This window comes from Agarivorans sp. QJM3NY_33, assembly GCF_050870865.2.
GTDB lineage: Bacteria > Pseudomonadota > Gammaproteobacteria > Enterobacterales > Celerinatantimonadaceae > Agarivorans.
Map to the genome: position 1 here is coordinate 4,543,381 of NZ_CP194039.2, position 24,922 is coordinate 4,568,302.

Annotated in this window: 22 protein-coding genes; 4 read left to right on the plus strand and 18 right to left on the minus strand. The window is 45.3% G+C overall.

The features are described from left to right. Positions 1–78: 78 nt before the first annotated feature. Entirely contained in the window at positions 79–2,112 is a 2,034-nt protein-coding gene (gene prlC, locus ACRRSY_RS20585) for an oligopeptidase A (protein ID WP_432463921.1), read from the minus strand. Positions 2,113–2,297: 185 nt separating this feature from the next. Between prlC and ACRRSY_RS20590 the strand changes: the two genes are divergently transcribed. After that, positions 2,298–4,313: an ATP-binding protein gene (locus ACRRSY_RS20590; RefSeq protein ID WP_432463922.1), complete on the plus strand. Its 2,016-nt coding sequence runs from the start codon at positions 2,298–2,300 to the stop codon at positions 4,311–4,313. 60 nt (positions 4,314–4,373) lie between these two features. Further along, positions 4,374–5,720 carry a glutathione-disulfide reductase gene (gene gorA, locus ACRRSY_RS20595; protein WP_432455701.1) on the plus strand — a complete coding sequence of 449 codons (1,347 nt, stop codon included), beginning with the start codon at positions 4,374–4,376 and terminating at the stop codon, positions 5,718–5,720. 549 nt (positions 5,721–6,269) lie between these two features. Here gorA and trpS read toward each other — a convergent pair. The 3 genes from trpS to ACRRSY_RS20610 all read right to left on the minus strand — a co-directional run bounded on the left by trpS (position 6,270) and on the right by ACRRSY_RS20610 (position 10,458). Beyond that, a complete protein-coding gene (trpS, locus tag ACRRSY_RS20600; RefSeq protein WP_432454821.1) occupies positions 6,270–7,292 on the minus strand; it encodes a tryptophan--tRNA ligase in 1,023 nt (340 codons plus the stop codon). Positions 7,293–8,301: 1,009 nt separating this feature from the next. Further along, on the minus strand, positions 8,302–9,438 hold the full coding sequence (locus tag ACRRSY_RS20605) for a M14 family metallopeptidase (protein WP_432455700.1): 1,137 nt from the start codon (positions 9,436–9,438) through the stop codon (positions 8,302–8,304). 294 nt (positions 9,439–9,732) lie between these two features. Next, complete coding sequence (locus ACRRSY_RS20610; RefSeq protein ID WP_432463923.1) at positions 9,733–10,458, minus strand: hypothetical protein; 726 nt, start codon at positions 10,456–10,458, stop codon at positions 9,733–9,735. A gap of 385 nt (positions 10,459–10,843) precedes the next feature. Between ACRRSY_RS20610 and ylqF the strand changes: the two genes are divergently transcribed. Then, entirely contained in the window at positions 10,844–11,776 is a 933-nt protein-coding gene (gene ylqF / locus ACRRSY_RS20615; RefSeq protein WP_432455698.1) for a ribosome biogenesis GTPase YlqF, read from the plus strand. Between the two features lie 60 nt (positions 11,777–11,836). Here ylqF and ACRRSY_RS20620 read toward each other — a convergent pair whose 3' ends face one another. The 3 genes from ACRRSY_RS20620 to nudE all read right to left on the minus strand — a co-directional run bounded on the left by ACRRSY_RS20620 (position 11,837) and on the right by nudE (position 13,766). Next, positions 11,837–12,247, minus strand: coding sequence for a c-type cytochrome (locus tag ACRRSY_RS20620; protein ID WP_432455697.1), 411 nt, complete (start codon positions 12,245–12,247; stop codon positions 11,837–11,839). A gap of 136 nt (positions 12,248–12,383) precedes the next feature. Beyond that, positions 12,384–13,199 (minus strand): 3'(2'),5'-bisphosphate nucleotidase CysQ, encoded by an 816-nt coding sequence (cysQ, locus tag ACRRSY_RS20625; protein ID WP_432455696.1) that lies wholly within the window; start codon positions 13,197–13,199, stop codon positions 12,384–12,386. Between the two features lie 3 nt (positions 13,200–13,202). Next, complete coding sequence (gene nudE, locus ACRRSY_RS20630) at positions 13,203–13,766, minus strand: ADP compounds hydrolase NudE (protein ID WP_432463924.1); 564 nt, start codon at positions 13,764–13,766, stop codon at positions 13,203–13,205. Positions 13,767–13,841: 75 nt separating this feature from the next. On the opposite strand from nudE, the gene yrfG reads away from it, so the two are divergent. After that, the gene (gene yrfG / locus ACRRSY_RS20635; protein WP_432463925.1) at positions 13,842–14,525 is read left to right on the plus strand and encodes a GMP/IMP nucleotidase; all 684 of its coding nucleotides are present in this window, start codon (positions 13,842–13,844) and stop codon (positions 14,523–14,525) included. On the opposite strand, the gene ACRRSY_RS20640 is transcribed toward yrfG, so the two are convergent. From ACRRSY_RS20640 to gspD, 11 genes are read right to left on the minus strand one after another with little or no spacing between them, the layout of a single operon-like run. Continuing rightward, a complete protein-coding gene (locus ACRRSY_RS20640) occupies positions 14,514–15,269 on the minus strand; it encodes a type II secretion system protein N (RefSeq protein WP_432463926.1) in 756 nt (251 codons plus the stop codon). The genes yrfG and ACRRSY_RS20640 overlap by 12 nt on opposite strands. Next, a complete protein-coding gene (gspM, locus tag ACRRSY_RS20645; RefSeq protein ID WP_432463927.1) occupies positions 15,266–15,739 on the minus strand; it encodes a type II secretion system protein GspM in 474 nt (157 codons plus the stop codon). The genes ACRRSY_RS20640 and gspM overlap by 4 nt, the downstream gene beginning before the upstream one ends. Then, positions 15,736–16,938 carry a type II secretion system protein GspL gene (gene gspL, locus ACRRSY_RS20650; RefSeq protein WP_432463928.1) on the minus strand — a complete coding sequence of 401 codons (1,203 nt, stop codon included), beginning with the start codon at positions 16,936–16,938 and terminating at the stop codon, positions 15,736–15,738. The genes gspM and gspL overlap by 4 nt, the downstream gene beginning before the upstream one ends. Beyond that, positions 16,935–17,918: a type II secretion system minor pseudopilin GspK gene (gene gspK, locus ACRRSY_RS20655; RefSeq protein WP_432463929.1), complete on the minus strand. Its 984-nt coding sequence runs from the start codon at positions 17,916–17,918 to the stop codon at positions 16,935–16,937. Before gspK ends, gspL begins: the two co-directional genes overlap by 4 nt. Then, positions 17,918–18,616 carry a type II secretion system minor pseudopilin GspJ gene (gene gspJ / locus ACRRSY_RS20660; RefSeq protein WP_432460319.1) on the minus strand — a complete coding sequence of 233 codons (699 nt, stop codon included), beginning with the start codon at positions 18,614–18,616 and terminating at the stop codon, positions 17,918–17,920. Before gspJ ends, gspK begins: the two co-directional genes overlap by 1 nt. Further along, positions 18,616–18,978: a type II secretion system minor pseudopilin GspI gene (gspI, locus tag ACRRSY_RS20665; RefSeq protein ID WP_432455688.1), complete on the minus strand. Its 363-nt coding sequence runs from the start codon at positions 18,976–18,978 to the stop codon at positions 18,616–18,618. Before gspI ends, gspJ begins: the two co-directional genes overlap by 1 nt. Next, positions 18,975–19,565 (minus strand): type II secretion system minor pseudopilin GspH, encoded by a 591-nt coding sequence (gene gspH / locus ACRRSY_RS20670; RefSeq protein WP_432463930.1) that lies wholly within the window; start codon positions 19,563–19,565, stop codon positions 18,975–18,977. Before gspH ends, gspI begins: the two co-directional genes overlap by 4 nt. Before the next feature lie 2 nt (positions 19,566–19,567). Next, positions 19,568–20,008, minus strand: coding sequence for a type II secretion system major pseudopilin GspG (gene gspG / locus ACRRSY_RS20675; protein ID WP_432455686.1), 441 nt, complete (start codon positions 20,006–20,008; stop codon positions 19,568–19,570). A 28-nt stretch (positions 20,009–20,036) separates the two neighbouring features. Continuing rightward, positions 20,037–21,254: a type II secretion system inner membrane protein GspF gene (gene gspF / locus ACRRSY_RS20680; RefSeq protein WP_432455685.1), complete on the minus strand. Its 1,218-nt coding sequence runs from the start codon at positions 21,252–21,254 to the stop codon at positions 20,037–20,039. Positions 21,255–21,262: 8 nt separating this feature from the next. Beyond that, positions 21,263–22,801, minus strand: a complete 1,539-nt coding sequence (gene gspE / locus ACRRSY_RS20685; protein ID WP_432463931.1) for a type II secretion system ATPase GspE — start codon at positions 22,799–22,801, stop codon at positions 21,263–21,265. Continuing rightward, positions 22,801–24,906, minus strand: a complete 2,106-nt coding sequence (gspD, locus tag ACRRSY_RS20690) for a type II secretion system secretin GspD (protein WP_432463932.1) — start codon at positions 24,904–24,906, stop codon at positions 22,801–22,803. Before gspD ends, gspE begins: the two co-directional genes overlap by 1 nt. Positions 24,907–24,922 lie beyond the last annotated feature (16 nt).

Consider the following 24,922-nt stretch of genomic DNA (forward strand, 5'->3'; position numbering starts at 1 on the left):
TCATCCAGTTCTAATCTCAGACAAACAAAACGCGGCCTAAGCCGCGTCATAAAACTAACTTAAAACATCAAAATGAGGCTAAGCAGCAATCCCCGAATGACGAAGTAAGGCATCTACCTTAGGTTCTCGCCCTCTAAAGGCCTTAAACAGTTCCATCGGTTGCTGCGAACCACCTTTCTCCAGAATGTTATGCAAGAATTGTAAACCCGTTTCAGCATTGAAAATGCCTTCATCTTCAAATTTTGCAAAGGCGTCAGCAGATAAGACCTCGGCCCATTTGTAGCTGTAATAACCCGCGCTATAACCACCAGCAAAAATATGGCTAAAGCTATTTTGGAAACGATTGAAACTCGGAGGATTGATCACCGAAACCTGTTGGCGCACTTCATCCAGACGCTGCTGCACACTGCGACCCTCTGCGAGTTCATAATGTAAACGGAAATCAAACAATGAAAATTCGAGTTGGCGCACCATCGTCATCGCCGACTGGAAATTACGTGCCGCTAACATCTTATCTAACATCTGCTGCGGCAAGGGCTCGCCCGTCTCATAATGCCCAGAAATAAAGGCTAAAGCCTCACTCTGCCAACACCAATTTTCCAAAAACTGGCTCGGTAACTCAACCGCATCCCAAGCCACACCATTAATACCCGATACCGCCGCTTCATCCACCTTGGTCAGCATATGGTGAATGCCGTGACCAAACTCATGGAATAAAGTAATCACTTCATCGTGCGTGAATAAGGCTGGTTTATCGCCCACTGGCTTATTAAAGTTACAGGTTAAATAAGCGACTGGCTTAACCAACTGTCCATCCACATCCACTCGGCGGTCGATACAACCATCCATCCAAGCACCGCCACGTTTATGTTCGCGTGCATATAAATCTAAATAGAAAGAACCGCGCAGCGTTCCACTATCATCACTAATGTCAAAAAAACGAACGTCTGGGTGCCAAGTATCAACTCCCTGCCGTTCACTTACAGTCACCTTAAATAGGCGATTCACCACCTCAAACAGACCACTCAATACTCGATTTTCGGGGAAATAAGGGCGTAACTGTTCATCGGAAATAGCGTAGGTATGCTGTTTTAATTTTTCTGAATAGTAGGCTATATCCCAAGCCGCTAACTCATCAACCCCATGATACTGTTTGGCAAAAGCTTGCAACTCGGCTAACTCTCGCTCCGCCTGCGGCTTAGAGCGTGCAGCCAAGTCTTCTAAAAAGCCTAATACCTGCGCTGGAGATTCAGCCATTTTAGTGGCGAGTGACTTATCCGCATAACTGGCAAAGCCAAGCAGCTGGGCTAACTCATGACGTAGTGCCAATTCTTCATCAATTAGTCCGCTATTATCAAATTTCTGCTCAGTGCTTGCTTGTTCAGAAGCGCGAGTACTAAAGGCTCGATACATTTCTTCACGTAGCGAACGATTGTCGGCGTAGGTCATCACCGGTAAGTAACTCGGGAACTCCAGCGTGAGTAGATAACCCTCTAAATCTTTTGCTGCAGCGGCTTGTTTGGCGGCAGCCAAGGCCGAATCCGGTAGCCCGACTAATTCGCTAGATTCGGTAATATGTTTTTGCCAAGCCAGAGTAGCGTCTAATACATGATTGGAAAATTGTGATGAGAGTTCCGACAAGCGTTTCACTATTTCACCGTAACGCTGTTGCTGCTCAGCCTCCAATCCAATACCAGATAATTCAAAGTCTCGTAGTGCATCTGTAACCGATTTTTGCTGGGCTAAATTATAATCAGCAAACGCTTGGCTGTCGGCTAAGCTTTTATAGGCTTGATAAAGCCCCTTGTGTTGGCCAACAAAGGTGCTGTACTCAGACAGTAGCGGGAGGCAGGACTCATAAGCTTCGCGTAGCTCCTGACTATTGACTACCGAATTACAGTGGCTAACCGGTGACCACAAACGACCTAAGCGGTCATTCACTTCATCGAGAGGCAAAATAAAATTTTGCCAAGTAGGCGTGGCTTCTTTTAACACCGAATCGATCGTCGCTCGGCATTCTTCAATCACTTGCTCTACCGCAGGCTGCACATGCACTGGCTTAATCTTGCTAAACGGGGGTAATCCGGGTAAATCAAGTAAAGGGTTACTCATAAAAGATCCTTAAAACTGAAGATATATTAGCTATAAATAACATATTTTGGGGTTAATTATTTGTAAATCAACCCACCCTCACGATTTGGACGTTTCACATAGCCTCGATTTAGACTATGATTTCTCAAAGGAATAATATGCTTTCTTGGTTTAACGATACTTAGACCAACAGGACTCGCTTATACATGGATAATAACTCTCAATCCACAGAGACTAGTGATCACGGGCTGTGGAAAAAGTTAGCTTTAAATAAAGGAGCCAACAGCCTTTCCTTGCGCATGTTATCCTACATTCTTATCTGCTCCACCCTGCTTGCTCTGATCATCACCCTGATTCAACTTTATTACGATTACAAGCAAGATGTGAAAGTCATTGAGGAAAGTATCGATCAGATTGAAGTCAGTTTTCTACAACCAATTGCAGCCAGCTTATGGAACCTTGATGAAGAACAAGTCGAGGTACAAATTGAAGGCATTATGAACTTGCCTAATATGCAATATGTATTGGTCAAAGAAATCTTAGGTTCTTCTGAAGTCCCACTATTAGCACGTGGACGTTCAACCAACCAATATGATCTATCTCAGGAATTTGATCTTATTTATCAAGACGAGATGGTTGGAAAGCTGTTTGTCGCCGCCTCTTTGGAACAGGTGTATGAGCGCTTATGGCAAAAAGCGATGCTGATCCTCATTAGCCAAACCGTGAAAACCCTCGTGGTATCCATCGGTATTTTATTCATCATTTATTACGTGATTGTTCGCCACATCAATACCATTGTGGATTACACCCGCAACCTAGACCTAGACAATCTAGGCGCACCACTAAAAATTAATGCTAACGGTAAACAACGCAACGATGAGCTGGGCGAATTGGTCAATACTCTCAACCAAATGACCCGAAAAATTGACCACGAATTTGCCCAAAAATTAAAAGCCACCGAGCAATTAGCTCATGAGCGAGACTTCTCCGCAACCGTCATCAACTCAAGTAATGCGGTGATTGTGACCTTAGACAATCAACTCAACGTATTAACCGTAAACCCTGCTGGTGTGCTACTCACCGGCTTTCATCAAGAAGAACTAATCGGCCAAAACTGGCTGAGTGTATTTGTCGACAACGACCGGCGCGACAAAATTGAAGCCGATCTCCGACAGTTAAGGGTGATCCAAGATCAAGAATTAACGCTCACCGATCAGGTGAACAATCAATATACTTTACTATGGACCTTTGTTCCCTTTTACGAAGGCAATCATGTCTCTCGCATGATCGCCTTTGGCTATGATGTGACTCCACTAAAACGGGTTGAAAAAGAAATAAAAACCCTCAACGATGAGTTGGAACAAAAAGTAAAGTCACGAACCGAGCGTTTAGAGGAGAGTAATCTCCAGCTCGCTAGTGCTTTCGATAAACTTAAAAATGCACAACAATCCTTAGTGGAAGCCGAGAAAATGGCCTCCTTAGGTGGCTTGGTGGCTGGGGTCGCTCACGAGATTAATACCCCAATAGGTATTAGTGTCACTGCCGCATCTTACTTACAAGAGCAAGGCAAACAACTCGAAAAGAACATTGAAACTGGCAAGTTAAGCCGTCGCTATATGGAAGAGCTAATCAGTAACTTACAGCAATCGACTGAGTTATTGCTGAACAATTTACGTCGTGCCTCTGATTTGATTAGTAGCTTCAAGCAAGTTGCCGTCGACCAAAGCTCCGAAGCCTGCTACACCTTTAATCTCAACGAAAATGTTAATCAGGTGATCACCTCTTTAGGCCATAAAATTCGTCGTTCTGGTTGCACGATCAAAGTGGATTGTCCCAGCGATTTAGAACTTTATAGCTTCCCAGGCAGCTTTACTCAGATCTACTCAAACTTAATCCTCAACTCCATTAAACATGGCTTTGAGGAATGGGACGGCGAAAAACAAATCAATATTCACATCTACCGGGAAGGTGAACAACTCCATCTCGATTATCAAGACACTGGTCGTGGGGTGGAGAGTAGTATTGTAAATCGTATTTTCGACCCCTTTGTCACGTCTAAACGCGGTCAAGGTGGTAGCGGCTTAGGTACTCACATCGTTTATAATCTCGTGGTGCAGTTACTGAAAGGCCATATTTCCTTCGATAGTAAGGAAAATGAAGGGGTTAAGTTCTTCATTCGTTTGCCTTATCAATCGCAAAAACAGGTCACAAAAGCTGATTAACATCTGATACAGCTACAGGCTATACTGCTGCAACATATCTGTCCTACACGGAGTTTCTCAATGAAAGAATATGATTACCTATGCATTGGCGCAGGCAGCGGCGGTATTGCCTCAGCCAATCGCGCCTCAATGTACGGCCAAAAAGTGGCGCTGATTGAAGCTCGTCATGTAGGTGGTACTTGCGTGAACGTAGGTTGTGTCCCTAAAAAAGCCATGTGGTTTGGTGCCCAAGTCGCGGAAGCTATTCACCGCTATGCACCTGATTACGGCTTTGATTTACAAGTGAATCAATTTGATTGGGCAACCTTAGTTGCCAGCAGAGAAGCCTACATCAAACGAATTCATGGTTCCTATGACCGCGTATTGGGTAACAATGGGGTCACACTTATCAATGGCTTTGCAAAGTTTGTAGATGCGAATACCGTGGAAGTGAATGGCGAACAAATCCGTGCCAAACACATTCTCATCGCCACTGGCGGTCGTCCTTCAATCCCCGCAATCCCTGGCGCCGAACTCGGCATCGATTCCGATGGATTTTTTGCTTTAACAGAGCAACCTAAACGAGTCTTGGTACTCGGAGCAGGTTACATCGCGGTTGAATTGGCAGGTGTTTTACACTCACTGGGTAGCGACACTCATTTAGCGGTGCGTAAGCACGCGCCCTTACGTAACTTTGACCCAATGCTTAGTGAAACGCTGGTCGAAATCATGGCGGAGGACGGCCCAACGCTGCACACCCATAGCGTACCACAATCCATCGAAAAACAAGCTGATGGCAGCTTGAATGTTAAATTTGAGAATGGCAACAACATCGAAGTGGATTGCGTTATATGGGCGATTGGCCGTGAACCCGCCACCGATAATATCAACCTAGCCGCGGCTGGCGTTGAAGTTGATCAACGCGGTTACATTCAGGTCGATGACTACTCAAATACCACCGCAGCGGGCGTCTACGCTGTCGGCGATAATATCGGTAAGGTAGAACTCACCCCAGTTGCCGTCAAAGCCGGACGTTTGCTCTCGGAACGTTTATTTAACGGAAAAACTGAAGCTAAAATGGATTATCAACTAATCCCTACTGTGGTCTTTAGTCACCCAGCCATCGGCACTTTGGGTTTAACCGAACCTGAAGCGATTGCTGAATACGGTGCGGATAATGTCAAAGTCTACAACTCAAGCTTTGCCGCGATGTACACAGCGGTCACTCAGCATCGTCAAATGACCAAGATGAAACTGATTTGTGCCGGTGAAGAACAAAAAGTGGTTGGTCTGCATGGGATAGGTCTAGGCATGGACGAAATTTTACAAGGATTTGGTGTTGCCATGAAGATGGGCGCAACCAAAGCCGACTTTGATGCCTGTGTCGCGATCCACCCCACCAGCGCAGAAGAATTTGTTACTATGTAGATCAGGGTCTGGAAACAGTACCCTGTAGAATTGACGATTCTGGAAAGCCTACTAATACTTAGACCTATAGAAATATCTATTGGTTTGGGGCTAGTATGGTTTTCGTCGTTAATTCTTTTGATTTTGAAATTCCCAACTGTAGTGGCATAGTGAATTTGGCCACCTGATTAAAGGTGGTTGCCCATCGTGAAGCAAATGGAAATTAACCTTGGTTAAAAGTAAATTTGAATAGCCTGATATACTTTTACCAATCCACAAAAATCAAGAAAAATAAAAAGTAATGCAACGTACGACGCCTCCCCAGCACAAACTAAAACATGACTACCTTTAAAATACACCTCGCCAGTATGATATCGAATGCATTTCGCAAGTTGCGAAACGCACCTTGCGTAATTGTCATTTCTTTAAATTTTCAGTGTCTTACAGTAAAAGTTTATGCAAATCACAAGCTGGCTTTTGCTGCTGTATATAACTCTAAATCACGAAAAACGTCGCCGGCTACAAAGTAGAGAAAACCAACCTTTACATCGTTACTCATTACGCCTGTGACTAAAATAGATTTAGGCCAAATATGTCTTTGATATCAAAGAGCACTTTATCTGTCTTTTCTCGAGAAAGCTGACTTCCAGCCTTCAAAATGTCGATTAGTTGTGCCTTGTCATTTAAATACATAGCTCTTCTCTCTCGAATGGGCCGGAGCATTTCTTGTAAGCATTCTTCTAATATTCGTTTCGTCACGCCGTCACCCAGTCCCCCTCGTTGATAGTGTTGCTTTAATTGTTGGACATAGCTTTCATCTGGATGAAAAGCATCTAAATAAGTAAACACCACATTCCCCTCTATCTTGCCGGGGTCTTCAACCCTTACATGGTGAGGGTCGGTATACATAGACTTAACCGCTGCAGTGATTTCCTTTTCACTAGCTCCTAGATTAATAGTGTTCCCCATAGATTTAGACATCTTATTTTTTCCATCGGTGCTAGGTAAGCGTGGCGCTTTACTTAACAATGGTTGACATTCATTGAGAACATTGCGCCCGGCTAACGCGTTTATCTTCCGCACGATTTCATTAGTTTGTTCAAGCATTGGTAATTGGTCGTCACCAACGGGGACTAATGTTGCGTTAAACCCAGTGATATCCGCGGCTTGAGAGATGGGGTAAGTTAAAAATCCTGCAGGGATGGAGCGCTCAAATCCTTTATTTTGAATTTCACTTTTAACTGTGGGATTACGCTCTAGTCGACTAATAGTAACTAGGTTGCTGTAATACATAGTGAGCTCGGCAAGCGCTGGTAATTGTGACTGCAGACATATGGTTGTTGCTGATGGGTCTATCCCTACAGCGAGGTAATCCGCCACCACATTTAGAATATTCGATGACACTTTTTGAGGGTGAAGGGCATTGTCTGTCAGGCCTTGCATATCAGCAACAAGAATGGTTTGTTCATGGTGAGCTTGTAAAGCGACACGCTGCTTTAAAGAACCAACGTAATGGCCTAGGTGTAATGGGCCCGTCGCTCTATCACCGGTTAAAATAACCTCTGATTTATCAGTTTTCGGTTGTGTATTCATTGGTATATCTCCTCGTCAAATAAATTGGCCACTGGAGATACAAAAGAGATGACAATCTTAGCTACCTACCAGCAGCATAAGAATGTAAGAATTCTGTGCCGCTCTAATGAGAGCGCCACCAAAGAATGGATAATGTAGGCATTGAAATATTATTCATAACGAGAATCTAGCAATAATCGAGTTAGGAGACAAGCGTTTGAGTGCTCCCCTAGCATATGCTGTAGGCAACTAGTTAGCTTTACTCTTGTTAGTATGTCGACATTTAAGATTGTAAAGCATTTCAGGGCCACTTCGAGCAAGAAGAAAGATTTCAATAAATTTCGTCTACCCTTCCTGCGCAAAAAAAACTTTGTCCTCTGGAAAATTCTTTCCTGAATCTTGCATCTCAACAAAATTTTTGTGATTTTTGCTATATTTCTGGAAAAGCCTTAGAAGCCTCGTCTACTCTAGCTTTACAGAACTTTTCCAGAATTTAAACTACAGAGTAAACATGTACTATGTAAATTCAAGGGACTAAAACACCGATTAGCCTTTGATTCGAAGACCCTTCAACGAATCAAGGCTAATCTGGCTTGTATCGTCAAGTCGCGCACCTTTATAGAACCTTAGTGAGTGACTCTGATATCTTAGCTCAAAGATAAAACATCAAGTTTCGCTAAATCACTGAGACTGCTCCTCTGCACGACTTCCATGTCGTCGGCTCTTGATTGATTCATGATTGCGCTCACTTTACCGACGAGACTTCGCTCGGAAGCGGATGAAAAGCGGCCAACGGCTACCTGTAACGAGTGAATCACAACATACTAAAAGTGGCGAAATGCCCCCTTAAACAATGGCGATCATCGACTAGGAGGATGATTCCAATAACCGAACACATCAAATAAAAAAATCTAACCAATAGACTAAAAAAGAAAAAGCAAGTCTAGCGACTTCTCTTGTAGCTACAACGAATCAGGAGGTCATCCATCATAACCTCCTTTTTGTATGCTCAAAATTAAGCGCTAAATAGCTAAATAAGACACGACAAACGCGCTAAGCTCTGCTTAATTGGAAACAACACATCTGCGCCCAATTGCATTGCCCGCTCCGGTGACCAGCCGTAATCCTCATCAGGCAAATCAGCGTTATCTTTAAATGGCATTTCGATGGTATAAGACAATGTCTTAAACTGTTCGCCCAACCATGCGGCGCCAATCTTTAAGTTAGCCTCTCCCGGCTTGTTCTTGGCATAACCATGTTGATCTTGGAAGTCTGGTGAAATCGCCATATACGCTTGCTTAAAGGTTTCTTCTAGCAACTGATGCCGCGCATCATATGAAGGGACCCCTTCACACCCTGCCACAAAATTGTAAGGCACAGATTCATCTCCATGAATATCAAGAAACAGATCGCCCCCCAATTCCAACATCTTTTGTCTTGCTAAAAACACCTCTGGGCTATGTTCCATGCTTGGATTTTGCCATTCACGGTTCAAATTTATACCAGCGGCATTAGTACGCAAATGACCTCGCACTGAACCATCTGGATTCATATTCGGCAAGACATAGAATACGGTTTCTTCCAATAGCTTTTTAGCCAAGGGATTATCTTCGTCCAATAACGTGGCGAGCATCCCCTCAACAAACCATTCTGCCATGGTCTCACCTGGGTGCTGCCTCGCCATCACCCAAACTTTGTGCTTGGCCTGCTCGGCATCACCAATTTGCAATAAACTCATATCCCGACCATCCAAGGTTTGCCCTAGGGTACTAAGTCTCACCCGAGGATCTTGTTGTATGGTTTGCAATAGATCCAGATGGCGCTCGTAGCTATAAGGTGCAAAATAAGCGAAATAGACACTCGATTGCTCAAGCGCCAAAGAAAATTTTAATTGCTCACCATCATAATCGGTATCGATGCGAAACCATTGTTGGCGATCATAAGATGCGACGACCTGATAACCTTGCCAACCCTGTGGATAAGCCGACTGACTGGCGTTGATAATATGGAATTGATAAGACTGCGCTTGCTCAGCTTCAAAACGAAAATGAAACCACTGAAAAAACTCAGATTGGTTGTCATGTTTGATTTCAAGTTGGATATCTTGCGGATCTTGTAAAGCGATAACTCGAATGTTACCACTATCAAAATTATCAGTAATGTACATCTCTACACCTTCATGCTGAATAGGGTCCTAGGAGTTGCCCAGTATAACTGGCAATGCCTAGAGGCTGTTTATCTTTTGAGATTATTTTTACAAGGAACCGTCATTTTTTATATCAGGAACAGCACTATGGCATCACCTGACGAGAATAACTGACAGGCCCGAACTAAAAGGCTCGTCTAGGGTCTTTTGATTTTCATCACCAAGAATAGATCAGCAATGATGCCAAATATATTTAATACCAGTCCTTTTGACGAAACCATATGAGTTAGTAGCCTTCTGAACAAAGGCCACAGATTAGCGGCTGAGGTCTTTATTTTTGGTAGCGTCCATCTCCTGAACTTCGATCCTAAAGTAGCGAATATCCAATTGTTTCGCATAAGACATGCTGCCATCAAGCGTGACCAACTGTCCCTGAGATACCACTCGCTGATTAAAGTCGATCCCCTGTCGAAACACTTCTTCACCGCCTTGGTCAATAAATATCATCACCAAGGCTTGCTCAATCGGCCCTTCAACCAACAACTGGTAACTCACGCCAATCTGTTTCCCTTGGTTTTCCGACTCAACAAAAAAAGCCGAACGAACATGTTGTTGATCGATGGCGATCAAACTATCAAAGGCAAATACACGTAATTCGGGGTGATTCTCTTTATTTAGTTCGAAGTTATACTTTCGTTCTAATTGTAAAGCTTGGTTCAATTTCAAGTTTTGCTGTTCAACCACATTAAAATCACTTAACAAGCCTTCATAATCGTGTCTCAAATCATGGTAAGTCGGTAATAGAGCGACTAAATAAAATACCGACGCAAAACTAATGACCACCAGCGCGGCACTAATCCAACGATACTTTCTAACATGTCGATAGGCTTTCTTATAATGTTGATGGCGCGCCTTATGGTGCTCATATCGAACTTGCAGACTCACCTCTGAACGGTGACTGTGTTGCTTTGGAGAATGAAAATCGACACTATCAGCAGCGTGAATAATCTCAGCCTGCTGTTTTAGCTCATTGGTAGACATGATCTCTTCCCTAAGATTGCCTAAAAGTGGCTTATGAATACTAACAAATATTGTTAGCCTTAATTTATATCTCAAAAATAACGGCGAGATACGGATCCTGATTAATTTTAACACTTAAAATTAACAAGCTAAACACTCCCGCTAGGGCAACCACCAGAGCATTCAGCCTCAAAGTAATTGATACCAGAAAGCGCCCCTTTAACATAGCAGTTAAAATAAGAATTATCAGTAATAAACCTACATCCGTGACAACTGCTTACATTTGCTCTTGATTTTCTTTTATCCTTTCGCCACATGTTGGTACAGCTATCGGCACAAAGCACTACACTTTATAGCTTGAGTGAGTACAATGAGCGCCAAATTGATGAAATGGTAAGGGGATAGGATGGCAATTCAATGGTATCCAGGGCATATGCACAAAGCCCAGAAACAAATCAAAGAAGTGATGCCAAATATCGATTTGATCATCGAAGTATTGGATGCTCGGATCCCCTATAGCAGTGAGAACCCGTTGGTTGCCACCCTACGTGGTGATAAACCCTGTATCAAAGTGTTAAACAAGAGTGATTTAGCCGATCCCGAGATCACCCGCCAATGGCAGCAATACTTTGAACAAGAGCAAGGGGTGAAAGCGATTCCCTTGTGTACTATTCAGGGGAATCAGACGCAAGAATTACTAAGCTTATGTCGTAGTATGTTACCCAATAAAGGGGGCGTTGATAAGCCAATCCATACTATGATTTGTGGGATCCCTAATGTCGGTAAATCGACTTTAATTAACGCCTTAGCGGGACGAACCATCGCTAAAACCGGCAACGAACCTGCGGTAACCAAGGCTCAACAAAGGATCCGTCTAGAGGGCAACATCATCCTCTCAGATACGCCAGGGATCCTTTGGCCAAAGTTCGACAATGTCGCCAGCGGCTACCGCTTGGCAACAACCGGAGCGGTCAAAGATACAGCCATGGATTATGATGATGTCGCAGCCTTTGCTTGCGAATATCTATTAGAAGCCTATCCCGAACAGTTAAAAGCCCGTTATAAACTTGAAGATTTACCTGAGTCAGAAATTGTCTTGATGGAAGAGATTGGTCGCCGCCGAGGCTGTTTGGTTCGTGGTGGTCAGGTCGACTACGTGAAGGTTGCCACCATCATTCTTAACGAACTACGCGATGCAACTATCGGTCGAATTAGCTTGGAAACGCCAGCGATGGTGGCAGTTGAAAAAGTTGAAACGGCCAAGCTAGTCGCCGAAAAAGAAGAAAAAAAGAAAATGATTGCCGAACTACAAAAGAAAAAACGCCGTAAACGACGCTAATTATTCTGGCAATAAAAAACCACCGTTCACGGTGGTTTTTTATTGCTTAACAGGCTGGCCTTATTGGGTTAAATAGGCAATCGCGTCTTTAATTTCATCTTCACTACAATCACCACAAGTGCCCTTGGCTGGCATCACACCATTAAACCCGTTCCAAGCGTGGTTAAATAAGGTCTCGTTACCTTGAGCAATACGAGGCTCCCAAGCGGCTGCATCACCTTTTTTAGGTGCTCCGGCAACACCAGTGCTATGACAAGCCGTACAATAAGTATTAAAAACAGTGGCCCCATCTCGAGGACCGCTTGCGGCAGCAGGGGCTTTAGTCACGGCAAGTTCGCCATCTAAATAAACGGAGCCGACAGGTTTAATCCGCTCGATTATCGCTTCATCAGACATATCAGCCGCAAACGCACTGGGTAATATGCTTAAGCACAGTGATACCAGCAATGTTTTCCAATTCAAAAGCTTCACCTTTATCTCTCCTCATTGTGCCTACTGTCTGCAGTATTAGGCATCCTTGTCATTATTGGCAAAATTATACCCGCTATTCCCCTGAGGTTAAACCATTGTAAAAACGAATATAAGAACTATGTATCTTAGATGTTACTTAGCTGGGGTTTTTCAGAATATCTCGCCACGGCAGTTGTCGGTCACCCAAAGAAATAAAATTAGGATTCTCTAAGGATTCGCGCTGGTTATAGCTTAGGTCGCGTAAATGTAAATCCAACAATCCGCCACCCGCTTCTTCTAAGATGATCTGCGGCGCGCCAGTATCCCATTCGCCAGTTGGGCCGACTCGAATATAACAATCAGCAACGCCCTCGGCGACCAAGCAACTTTTTAAGCTAGCGCTACCTAAAGGATAAAGTTTGTAATGATAGTTACAATTTAAAATCGCTTGCAATAAAGCAGGGCGCTGCACTCGACTGGTGGCAACCCGGATTTGCTCGGGCGGACTATCGTAATGACGACTACGAATTTTGGTTCGTTTACCCGCCTGCTCTTTAAACGCACCATGCCCCTTGACTGCTGCATACAATATTTGCACGATAGGTCCATAAACCACCCCCAATACCGGTTGGTTATCGTGGATCAAGGCAATTTCGGTAGCAAAGTCACCACTCCCAGAAACAAACTCCTGAGTACCATCTAAAGGGTCGACTAGCCAATAAGTTTGCCAAGTTTGACGCTCTTCTAGAGGAATATTCGCCTGTTCTTCAGACAAAATGGGGATTTCTGGAGTTAAGCTGGAAAGCTTATTCATAATAAAATGATGGGCTGCGTAATCAGCTGAGGTCACGGGTGTTTTATCTTGTTTCACCTCGCTGACATAATCACCTTTCTCATAAATGCTACGGATTAACTCACCAGCACCACGTGCAATTTCAATCACTTCTGATAACACACTGACAGGCTCAAACATCCTCTAGCAATCCACCTTATTTTTCTTCAACCATTTTTCTAATAACAACAATGATGCAACACTACGCGCTTCAGAAAAGTCTTCACGGCTATATACACTGTCTAAGTCTTGCAAAGAAACTTTAATCATGTGCAACGGTTCTGGTTCATCGCCAGGTAAAATACTCGGACGAAGCCCCTGTGCCACATAAACCGACATATGACTGGAGAAATAACTCGGCGCCACCGAGAGTTCGGTAAGCAGCTGAAATTCACTCGCTATCAGGCCAATTTCTTCTTGTAACTCTCGATTGGCGGCAACCAGTGCGGTCTCTCCTGGATCGATCAAGCCTTTTACAAAGCCTAGCTCATAACGCTCTGTTCCGGCGGCGTATTCACTCACCAATAACAGCTCACCTTGCTCAGTGATAGGCAGTACCATGACCGCGCCGCGCCCCGAGCCAACCAAGCGCTCATAGGTCCGGTATTCGCCATTACTAAACTCAAGGTGTAATTCTTCAATTTTGAAATAACGACTTTCAGCAGTGATGGCACTGTCTACTAATCGGGGCGGATGATGCTTACTCATCGCGGTTCCTGCTATCATTGACGTAGTATCATTGTTACATTGCTGTTAGAAGCACTCAAGGATTTGCGAACAAGAATGTTTAACTGGAGCCAAATAGATACCGTTTTGCTGGATATGGACGGCACTTTGCTAGACCTCCATTACGATAATTATTTTTGGATGCATTATCTACCGATCGCAATTGCTCAGCAAAATAAGATCAGTACAGAACAGGCCCGTGAACAACTAATGGCTGATTACGAAACCGTTGCAGGCACCTTAGATTGGTATTGTTTCGATTACTGGAGCAACAAAACCAACATCGATATACGCCAGCTTAAAACCGAGGTAGAGCATAAAATAGCATGGCGCAATAACGTAAAACCCTTTTTAAACGCTTTAGCACAAGCAGGCAAACAACGTATTTTACTCACCAATTGCCATCCCGATGGTCTCGCCACCAAGGTTAGGGTGACCGGTTTAGATCAATACTTGGACCAACAGTTTAGCGTGCATCAATTTGGTTATCCCAAAGAAAAACCTGAACTATGGCAAGCACTGCTTGAGCATCACCCCTTCGAGCCAGAACGCACCCTGTTTATTGATGATAATGAGAAGCTGCTTGAGCAAGCCAGCCGCTTTGGCATTAAATTTCTATTAGGGATCCGCAACCCCGATTCACAGCAAGCGAGCAAGTCTTTTAAACACTTCCCATCCGTTGACGATTACCAGCCGCTCACCCAACAATTGGTAAGCTCAGGCCCGATGTTAACGAGGTAAACGCCCCTGCTCTTTGAACCGATAATATCCCTGTGGATCGACTCTTCCAATATATTTAAGATTGTTACTTAAACCACTGGGCATTTCCGCTCCGGCTTTAATTTTGCCTTCGGTAGCCCAACTCGAGGAAGTCAGTGAAGCGAACCACTCAAGTTCGACTTGCGAGTCACGATGATTCAACTGAATTGTCGGCTGTCCTTGCTTACAAGCAAGCTCAGCCTTCGCATTTGCTAGCTGTAATTCACCTAAGGGCGAATTGATCAATGGTGCCAACCAACGCAGCTGTCCCTGTAATTGTTCACACCATGGACTACCTTGGCTTGCTTCTGTCAATTGCAGTTGAAGTTCGCCGTCAACCGAAACTGGAAGCCCCAACGGTAACTGTTGCATCAGCCAGCTTGCTGGCGCGTTAAGCTGCCAATCTTTGACAAACCATCCCGACAGACCAAGCCCAACTAAACCCTGTCCTGCGAGCTCATGATCGTTCCCCAAACTCAACTCAGCCATGAGTCGGCCGCTCAATAAGGCACTCGGTTTCACCTGCCAATGCACTTGTTTTAAACTCAGCTGAGGTAAATTAATACTCGCCAACTGACCATCCCACACCGAACCGCGAGGCTGATTCAAGATCACTTGTTTGGGAATTGGAAGGTAATTGAGGACCACCGACAAGGGCATGGTGACCACCAAACTAACCAAATAAACAGAAATCAATAACAGCGCTAATCCAAGATACTTCTTCATTCTGCCTTACCTAAGCGTAAGCGGCGCACACCAACCGTACCGGCTTGCTTCCCTTCATCTAAATCGATACTTTCAACAACGACACCGTAACGTTGACTAAGCATATTCAACCACCCCAACAATTGATTAAAAGGGACATTTTCAATCCATACTTCAACTTCACTATCGCCCTTAGGTTGAATTCGACTAATGCTAATACGCTGTTGACGGGCGATACTACTGACCGCTTGATTCACTTTAATTGTGCCAGCATTGGCTTGCGTATGGCCATTCGCTAAAATCACCGCACCTTGCTGTTGCGCCCACAATAGGGTTTGCTGTTGTGTCGCTAAACGCTGTTTCGCAGCTTGGTTTGCTTGCGCCACCGGCGACCAAACACCCCAATATAAAACGGCGACAAAACACAAGATGCTAGCCAGCATCACTAAGTTTTGCTCACGCTTATTTAAACTTTGCCACCATTGTTTCATAAAACCTTCCTTATGATCAGCGTTCCTACAACCCCACCCGCCTTGTTACTTAACGTACCTTGCTCGCTCGCATAGGGCTTTAAAGCTTGGCGAAACTGTTCAAAACTTTGGAACGATGGTGCCTGAGCTTGTAAACGGATTTCGCCCTTCTTTTGCTCATAACGCAAACTCAATGGCTTAAAATCATCAGTATTACCGAAGGCTGATGACAGCTGAGTCATCATCATTAAAAAGTCTTGCTGAGGCGCTTGATCAAGTGCAGCTATAGCTTTGCGAAAGTCACTGCGGATCCGACTATCTCGGATCCGTGAGACCTGAGGAAATACCTTCTTATAAACCTGACGAAGATTGGCATCGACAGTGGCTAATTGTTGTTCGGTATTGTAGGTATCAAGCAGCTGACAAGTGAGCGCTAGCGCAAAACAAAGCCCAGCGGCTATCGCAGCTTTCTTCCACTGTGCCCATAACTTAGTCACTGGATTTTCGGTAGCGTAGCGGCCTTGTAATAAATTGAAACTTGCCTTTTTTGCACCGTCGGCCAACAACTTCATCGGTAATTCTGGTGAAGCGGCCTGCCACTCAATGCCCGCAACTTCGATATCGGGTGCCGGACTATAGTGCTTAATCAGCAATTGCTGGTCATCTTTGACTAACAATGGTAAAGCAACACTTAACCAGGCTTGGTCAATACACATGCCACGCCCATCGGCAAAGCGAAATAACCACTGCTGATTAATCTGCAACGCACTGACTTGCTCCGTCTCTGGCTGAGGTAAACAAAAGCTATCCACATGCCACGCCTGACTAGAAATATTCGCATCTTCCAGCATCTCCAGCCAATCCGACATTTGCTGCTGACTCACACAAGCAACGTCAACCCCATCTTTAGCTTTAGCCAAAATACAAATATGTAAATCGTCGGGATCTTGAGCGAGTTGCTCTTCCAACATAAATGGGACAACTTGTTGCCAAGAACGCTGCGCCGACTTCGGCAAAATTAAATGATGTTGTGTCACATCACAGGCTGGCACCAACACCGTGACTCGCCGATGTTCGGCTTTTTCTTGTAATGAACTCAACGCCGCACTTCCGCTAAGCTCTCCAGCGGCAATCACTTCTTGTTCGTTATCAGACCAAACCATCCAGTTGATGACATCTTGGTCGCTACTGGGTAAGCGGATTAACAGTTGCTCGTTCACTGTGCGCCTCCGTAAGTTCTGCGGATCGACTTAAGATCGGCCTTGCCACTGCGCTGAATAACGCTGGTCATCTGTGCTTGTCCTTGTTCATTTTCTATTTGCAGTTGTGCCATAAAATAATTTGAATTTAATGTTAGCGACGACTTAACCCCTGACGCACTCAGAGAAATGCCTGATAAAGCATTATGTGCCATCATTTCATCTAAACTACGATAGCCTTCATCTGGTCGGTCATTCAAGACCTGTTGCGCGCTACTGCTATCTAAATCCGGATAAAACAGCGCTTCGAGCAATTGCGGTTGATCGAGTGCAATTGTGTTCACATTAATCGCCAAAGTCGACTGCGGCAAAGCGCAAATATAAGGTGAGACTTTGCGATAAATCGCAGCATTTACGCCATATACCGCTCGAAATTCGCTGCGCTCAACCATCGGCATATTCGCCGGTAAATAAGGCGGAATTAAACCTTCATATACACCGTCTTCGGCGCCCTGCGCCAAAGGAATTGTATCCGCATCAATCCAATCCCGAGTGGCATCCGTGATCTGCTCAGCGAGATAAGCGTCCACGCCCAAGGCCACTAATAAACCGGTAAATTGCGCAGCCACCTTGGGCGGCTGTCCATCCGTTTTATTCGGTTGCCCTAGAGCATTTAAATTAAAGCAGGCCTGTAAATCATGAATACTGCCCTTAATCACCGAATCTTCGACAGGGAACACCATTCCCTCAGTGGCCCAGTATTGCCCCAGATGCACCCTATCATCATCTTTTAGATCTTGTTTTAAGACTTTAATGGCAAACGCTTCCGCCCCCGATAATAGCCAATGAGCACGTATAGATTGTTGTAAGTTGCTGGCTCGCGCTAGGTCGAGCTGCAAGCGCTGACTAAACTGTGCAGCCACCACCACCATCACCGCCAAAATAAGCATGACGGTTAATAATGCGACCCCGCGCTGGCGCTGAGCAGAGAACCCTTGCATTATTCGGCACCCTTACTGGATTGATCGTTAGATGAACCGTTATCGCCAGTCTTGCCATCATTGGTATTGGTATTTTCTTGTGCTTTGCTCGCCACAGCGGCTCGACTACCTGCTGCGGTGATATAAACCCTGCGTAATTCACCATAGTCTTTCAATCGCAGTGTCACTTCCACACCACTGGGCAACTGACTCCCTTCTGGCGGCTGCTCGCTCCACCCCTTAGAACCATAGAAACGAAAACTCAAACCCTCGACATCGTCCAGCAATACCATTTCTCGCGGCTCGTAGCCCACAACAACATCGGGATATTGATAAAAACGCTTAATTAACTTTTGATCTTTTATCAAATATGCAACTCGCTGCAAATGAGAGCGATTGAGCACCGAAGAGGGGTTCCGCCAGCCTAAGCTGACCATTTCAATCCCCATATCATCGCTATCCAGCAGATACTTACCAACCACAAGCAGCGCTCGCTGTTCTTCCGTTTCATCCCGAACAGAGCGCGGCGCGATTTGGCTAAAATCACGCTGCATCAAGAACATAGCTCGCTGTAGTAGCCTTAATCGTTCACCATGGCGTTGCGAAATCTGATCACTATGCAAAACCCCTTGCAAGACTTGATAGGCCGCTATCGATAACATGGCAAAAATAGCGATAGCCACCAACATCTCTAATAGCGTAAATCCACGTTGCTTCATTAGCGGCTCAAATAACTAGTGACTTCAGCCAGCGCTGATTTTTCTTCGGCGCTGCGATAAACCGACAGAGTTACCGCGATAAAATCACTATCACTGGTTGCAACCCCTTGCGAGCGCCAATACCATTGCTGACCAGCAAACTCGGTGTTGCCCTTTCGGCTCGAGGTGCCCGGCCAGGTCCCGCTGAGTTTCAGTTCGGCCATTTGATTGTCGGCCACCCATAGGGCGAAGGTCTTATCTTGAATATAATTCAGACTAAGCAGATTCTCTGAAGCACTTTTCATGACCGCTGTGCCAGCGATGGCCAATACGGCCAACGCAACCATCACTTCGAGCAGCGTCATCCCTCGTTGCGCTTTCATTGGCTTGACTGCCGATCAATACTTAATTGGCCCAAATCATCACTCTTTACCTGCCAAGTAGATGGACTTTCGCCAAATATAAATTGCAAACTAAAAGGCGTGACTTCACCACTACTCAATAACAATATTTGTGGCACGATTTTTTGCTCAACGTCTTCGGTGATGAAGTTTTCTTCAAACAAAGGATTATCGGTAAAACCCAATTTTCCGCTACCATAACCCTGATTTAACTGCTGCTCGTTTTCTAAACTCAGTGCTAAGGCGTAGGGCTCTTCAAATTTCTCTTTTTTAAAGATCTTATCGTCCAGTGCCACCCAGCGTTGCTTTTCCATTCTCACGAACTGGTAATGCTCAACATCAGTGTAGATCCCATAATCGTAACCCGTTAACAGGGCCTGTTCTTGAGCATATTGCACTAAAGCAGCCAAATGCTTGGCTTTTTGTTCGAGTATTTTCTGCTCACTGGAACCCGACACCGACATCACCACCGTATAAATACCAATCGACATCAGCAGCAATACCAAGATCACTTCCAGCAAGGTAAAACCTTGCTGGCGGGTTTGAGGATTGCAAGCAGAAGCAGCCAAAATTACTTATCGAGATCCCAGTTACCGATATCGTCTTCGGTCCCTTCTTCACCATCTAAGCCAGCACTAAAGATATCAATACGACCATGCTCACCGGGACTCACAATAATGTATTCATTGCCCCAAGGGTCTTTCTGTAAACGGCGTAAGTAACCATCTTCTGGGTAATTACGAGGTTCCGGAGATGATGTCGGTTTGCTTACCAAAGCTTCTAAGCCCTGTTCCGTTGTCGGGTAGCGGGAGTTATCGAGACGATACATATCGAGAGCATTTTCCAGAGCCACGATATCCGTTTTCGCCTTTTGGATATCGGCCTTTTCTTTATTCCCTAATAAATTAGGGACAATCAAGCCGGCTAAGATCCCTAAAATAACAATCACTACCATGACTTCTAGCAAAGTAAAGCCTCGGCTAGTTCGCGGTAAGCACATCGATTTTTGCATTCTATTTACTCCGAAAAACGGGTAGGTTCTAAAGCCCTACCATATTATTAAGTTCCAAAATTGGCATTAAGATAGCCATCACAATAAATAGCACGATACCCGCCATGCTAACGATCAAGGCGGGCTCAAATATCCCTAAAGCTATGTTTACTTGAGTTTCAAACTGACGGTCTTGGTTGTCAGCGGCACGCTCCAGCATTCCTTCTAACTCACCGGAGCGTTCACCGCTGGCGATCATGTGTAACATCATCGGCGGGAACAGCTTCGTTGCCTCTAACGACTGATGCAGGCTCTCTCCTTCACGTACTTTGGCAGCAGCATCAAGTACCTGCGCACGCGCAAAATCGTTAGTCAATACTTCGCCTGCAATGCCCATCCCCTCAAGTAAGGGAACCGCGCTGGCGTTAAGAATACTCAGTGTTCGAGCAAAACGCGCCGTATTTAGACCTTTAGTGACTTTACCAAGCACTGGTATCGACAGTAAGCGATGGTGCCAGTTCATTCTAATTTTATCCTTCTGCAACATCCGCTGCCAAAGGACCATTGCCAAAACAATAACAATCACAAAAACTAAACCGTAATCTCTCACCAAGTCGCTGATATAAATTAAGAAACGGGTTGCCGCTGGCAGCGTTTGTCCCATATGCTCGAACTGCGCGACGACTTTAGGCACCACCGAAACCAGTAAGATGGCAATCACCGATATACACACCAGCGTTAATACCGCTGGGTAGATTAAAGCCTGCATGGTTTTCATGCGCATCGCTTGGCGTTGCTCGGTATAATCGGCCAACCTTTCTAGAACCTTATCCAGGTGACCCGACTTTTCTCCCGCCGCCACCATGGCGCAATACAGTTTTTCAAAGACCTCTGGGAAATCGCCCATACTGTCGGCGAGGCTGTAGCCCTCTACAACTTTAGAGCGAACCCCTAAAATAACACTCTTTAATTTGGGTTTGTCAGCCTGTTGCGCCACCGCTTTCAAGGATTCCTCAATCGGCATTGCCGCCGCAACTAAGGTGGCTAACTGTCTCGTCAACAAGGCCAAATCGCTGGTGCTAATTTTCCGTTTGAAGCGAAATCCAGCAGCTTTAGCCGTAGATTTTTCGGCGACTTGTTCGATCTTTAGGGGGGTAAGTCCTTGCTCACGCAAATAAGCGCGCACTTGACGCGCGGTATCGGCTTCATGTACTCCGTTAGCTTTTTTACCTTTCTGATTAAAGGCTTGATATTCAAATGCCGGCATAACCCTAACTATCCTTCGCGGGTGACCCGCAATACTTCTTCTAAGCTAGTAATCCCCTGCAGCACTTTGGCAACCCCATCTTGGCGAATACTTGGGCAACTCTCTCTAACCGCAGTTTCAATTTCCTGCTCACTGCTACCCGCATGGATCATATCGCGTACCTCGTCAGTGATCGGCAACAACTCATGGATCCCAGTTCGACCGCGGTAGCCAGTATGATTACAATGCTCACAACCCACTGGACGATATACGGTAGCATCTTTTGCTACGCCTAATAACTGGTGCTCTCGCTCACTCACCACATGCGCTTCACGGCATTCGACACAAAGCGTTCGAACCAAGCGCTGGGCTAACACGGCTAATAAACTAGAAGATAATAAGAAAGGCTCCACCCCCATGTCGCGTAAACGGGTTACCGAACCAATCGCGGTATTGGTGTGCAAAGTAGACAACACTAAGTGGCCGGTTAAGCTGGCCTGCACTGCTATTTGCGCGGTCTCTAAATCACGGATCTCACCAATCATCACCACATCGGGATCTTGGCGTAAAATCGCCCGCAGCCCCCGAGCAAAGGTCATATCTACCTTAGTATTCACCTGAGTTTGGCCAATGCCCTCAATATTATATTCAATGGGATCTTCTACGGTTAGGATATTACGGTCTTTACTGTTAATTTCACTTAAACCGGCATACAGCGTGGTACTTTTCCCCGAACCAGTTGGCCCCGTCACAAGAATGATCCCGTGAGGTTTTAACAATAATTCACTAATAATCTCTCGATGCGGTGCCATTAAGCCTAAATTGGCTAAATTCAGGCGTGCATTATTTTTATCCAGCAGTCGTAATACCACCCGTTCACCATGGCTTGATGGCATGGTTGAAACCCTAACATCCACTGCTCGGCCAGCGATTCTCAAGGAGATTCGACCATCTTGGGGCACCCGCTTTTCGGCAATGTCTAAACGCGCCATGACCTTGATCCGTGAAACCAATAAAGCAGCCAACTTACGATGTGGTCGCAAAATTTCACGCAACACGCCATCGATACGAAAGCGGATCACTAAGATGGTTTCGAAGGTTTCAATATGAATATCACTGGCCCCTTCCTTAATTGCCTCACCTAACATCGCGTTAATTAGTTTAATAATCGGCGCATCGTCTTCGGTTTCGAGTAAGTCTTCATTTTCGGGTAATTCTTCGGCCAAGGTGTAAAAGTCCATATCGTTGCCGATATCTTCCATTAACTGGCGAGCTTGTGAAGAATCACGCTGATAAGCTTCGGTCAGATGCTGCTCAAACTGTTCGTCCGATAGGGCTTCACAGACAAATTCTTGCTTTAAGACCCGACGAATTTCCTGCAAAGCGGCTAACTCAATTTTAGAATGATGAAATACCCGCCAACCACTTACGGTTTTTTCTAACATCACGCCGAAGTTTTTGGCAAACATATAAGGTAACTGCCAACCCTCAATCCCCTGCAAGTGCGGAGTATCGGAGACCAAGGCTTTTTCATCTTCGACATAATTAAGTTCAGCTTTTACATCCATTACTCAGCACTCACCTTCGTAGACTCTTCGCTATCTGAAGTTGCTGCGCCGCTCGCTTCACCCGCTTTCTTTTGCTCGCGTAATTGTTTTTCTTTTAAATAATCAATATATTCTTGAACTTCTGGAGAAACGTCATCCACCGAATTAAATTCAGGTAAAACGGGTACTTTTGTTTCGGGCATTAAGGCTACACCCAACTCTTCACGTAGCAATTGTTGCGCTCGAATTTGGCTATATTTGCGAGAGCTAATATTTTGCATGGTTGCCGCATCACGAATGATGGTCGGACGAATAAAAATCATCAGATTACGTTTGGTCTTCTTGGAATTGGTAGAGCGGAATAAATGTCCCAATATTGGAATATCCCCCAGCAAAGGCACCTTCGACTCACTTTCTTCGATTTGGTCGTCTAATAGACCCCCTAAGATAATGGTATCGCCACTGTCTACCAATACCGTGGTCGAAAGTTGACGTTTGGCAAACACGATGTCCACCGAGGTTTGCCCTTGCACCTTAGAGACTTCTTGCTCAATGGTTAGCTGTACTGCATTGCCCTCATTGATTTGTGGCGTGACTTTCAATTTCACCCCGACCTCTTTACGATCCACCGTAGTGAAGGGATTATCATTTCCGCTACTTGAGGCAGAACCGGTAAGCACCGGAACTTCTTCACCCACGGTAAAGTAGGCTTCCTGATTATCAAGGGTGGTGATCGATGGTGTCGCGAGTAAATTAGAACGAGAATCGGTCGCAGCCGCTTGTAGTAATACTCCCCAATCGGTGCCATAGAAACCAAAGGCAGCCCCGGTGACCTTAGATAAGGCGCTAGCCAAAGTAGAAACATCACCATCGGTATCTGGGTTTACAGTACAAGTGCCATCATTACACACCGTACTCCCTTTGGTCGGTTGAGCATCGTAAATACCCGCGCCAAGCTCAGAAATTGACACGCCTACATTATTAAACTGGGTCCCACCGGCAGCAGTGGCCCATTGAACCCCAAGACTCACGCCATCACCTTCCGCCACTTCTACAATGATCGCCTCTACATTGACTTGCGCGCGACGAATATCAAGCTGGTTAATCACCCCTTCTAGGGTGCGCATAGTATCGGGTTGGGCGGTGATCACTAAGGCATTGGTATCCTCGTGAGCTTCAATCGAAAAATTACCACGAGCATTATTGGCAGAGGCCTTTTTACTGCCCCCCGCAGCTTCGGCGGCCACCGTCTCACTAACCCCTTTCAGCACATCCACTAAGTCGGTGGCTTTGGCATACTTCAAATAAAATACGCGAGTATTGCCATAGGTTTCGAGTTCACTATCTAACTTACTCACTAAGCTGACCACCCGCGCACGCGCGCCTGGCTCTCCAGATACAACAATGCTATTGGTTCGCTCATCGGCAACCACTTTGGGTATCAATAAACTAGCCGCTGCTCCCTTACCACTTTTATTGGTGGTTAAGGATTCAATAATGCGTACCAACTCACCGGCAGATGCAAATTTCAGGCGAATAATATCCACTTCCTGATCACCCGCTTTATCCACCCGACGAATAATTTCAACTAAACGATTCACCACTGCGGCGCGACCGGTTAGCATAATCACGTTGGAAGGGTCATAGTGCACAACGTTACCGCCACCAGCGTTATCATTCAGCTGGCGCAGCAAGGGGGCAAGTTCTCGAACCGAAACATTTTTAACAGCAACCACCCGAGTCACCATTTCATCACCCGTGGCTTGACCATCCCGGTCCACCACAGGGATCGCCCCTGCCTTAGCATCTTTAGAGCGAACAACCTTCACCACGCCATTAGGCATATCAATAGCGGCAAAGCCATAAACTTCTAAGACATTGAGGAAAAACTGATAATACTGCTTCTCATTCAGTAAATCGTAACTCCGAACATTCACCTTACCGCGCACAGCAGGATCGACAATGATGGTTTTATTGAGATTACGCCCCACCGTGGTAATTAACTCATTAATATCGGCGTCTTTAAAATTAGCCGAGAACTCGGTGGCACTCACCACTGTGCATAGCCCTAATCCAATCAGGCCAATCAATATGTGGTGAATATAGCGTAACGCTTGCAACTTCATCTAAAAATATCTCCGG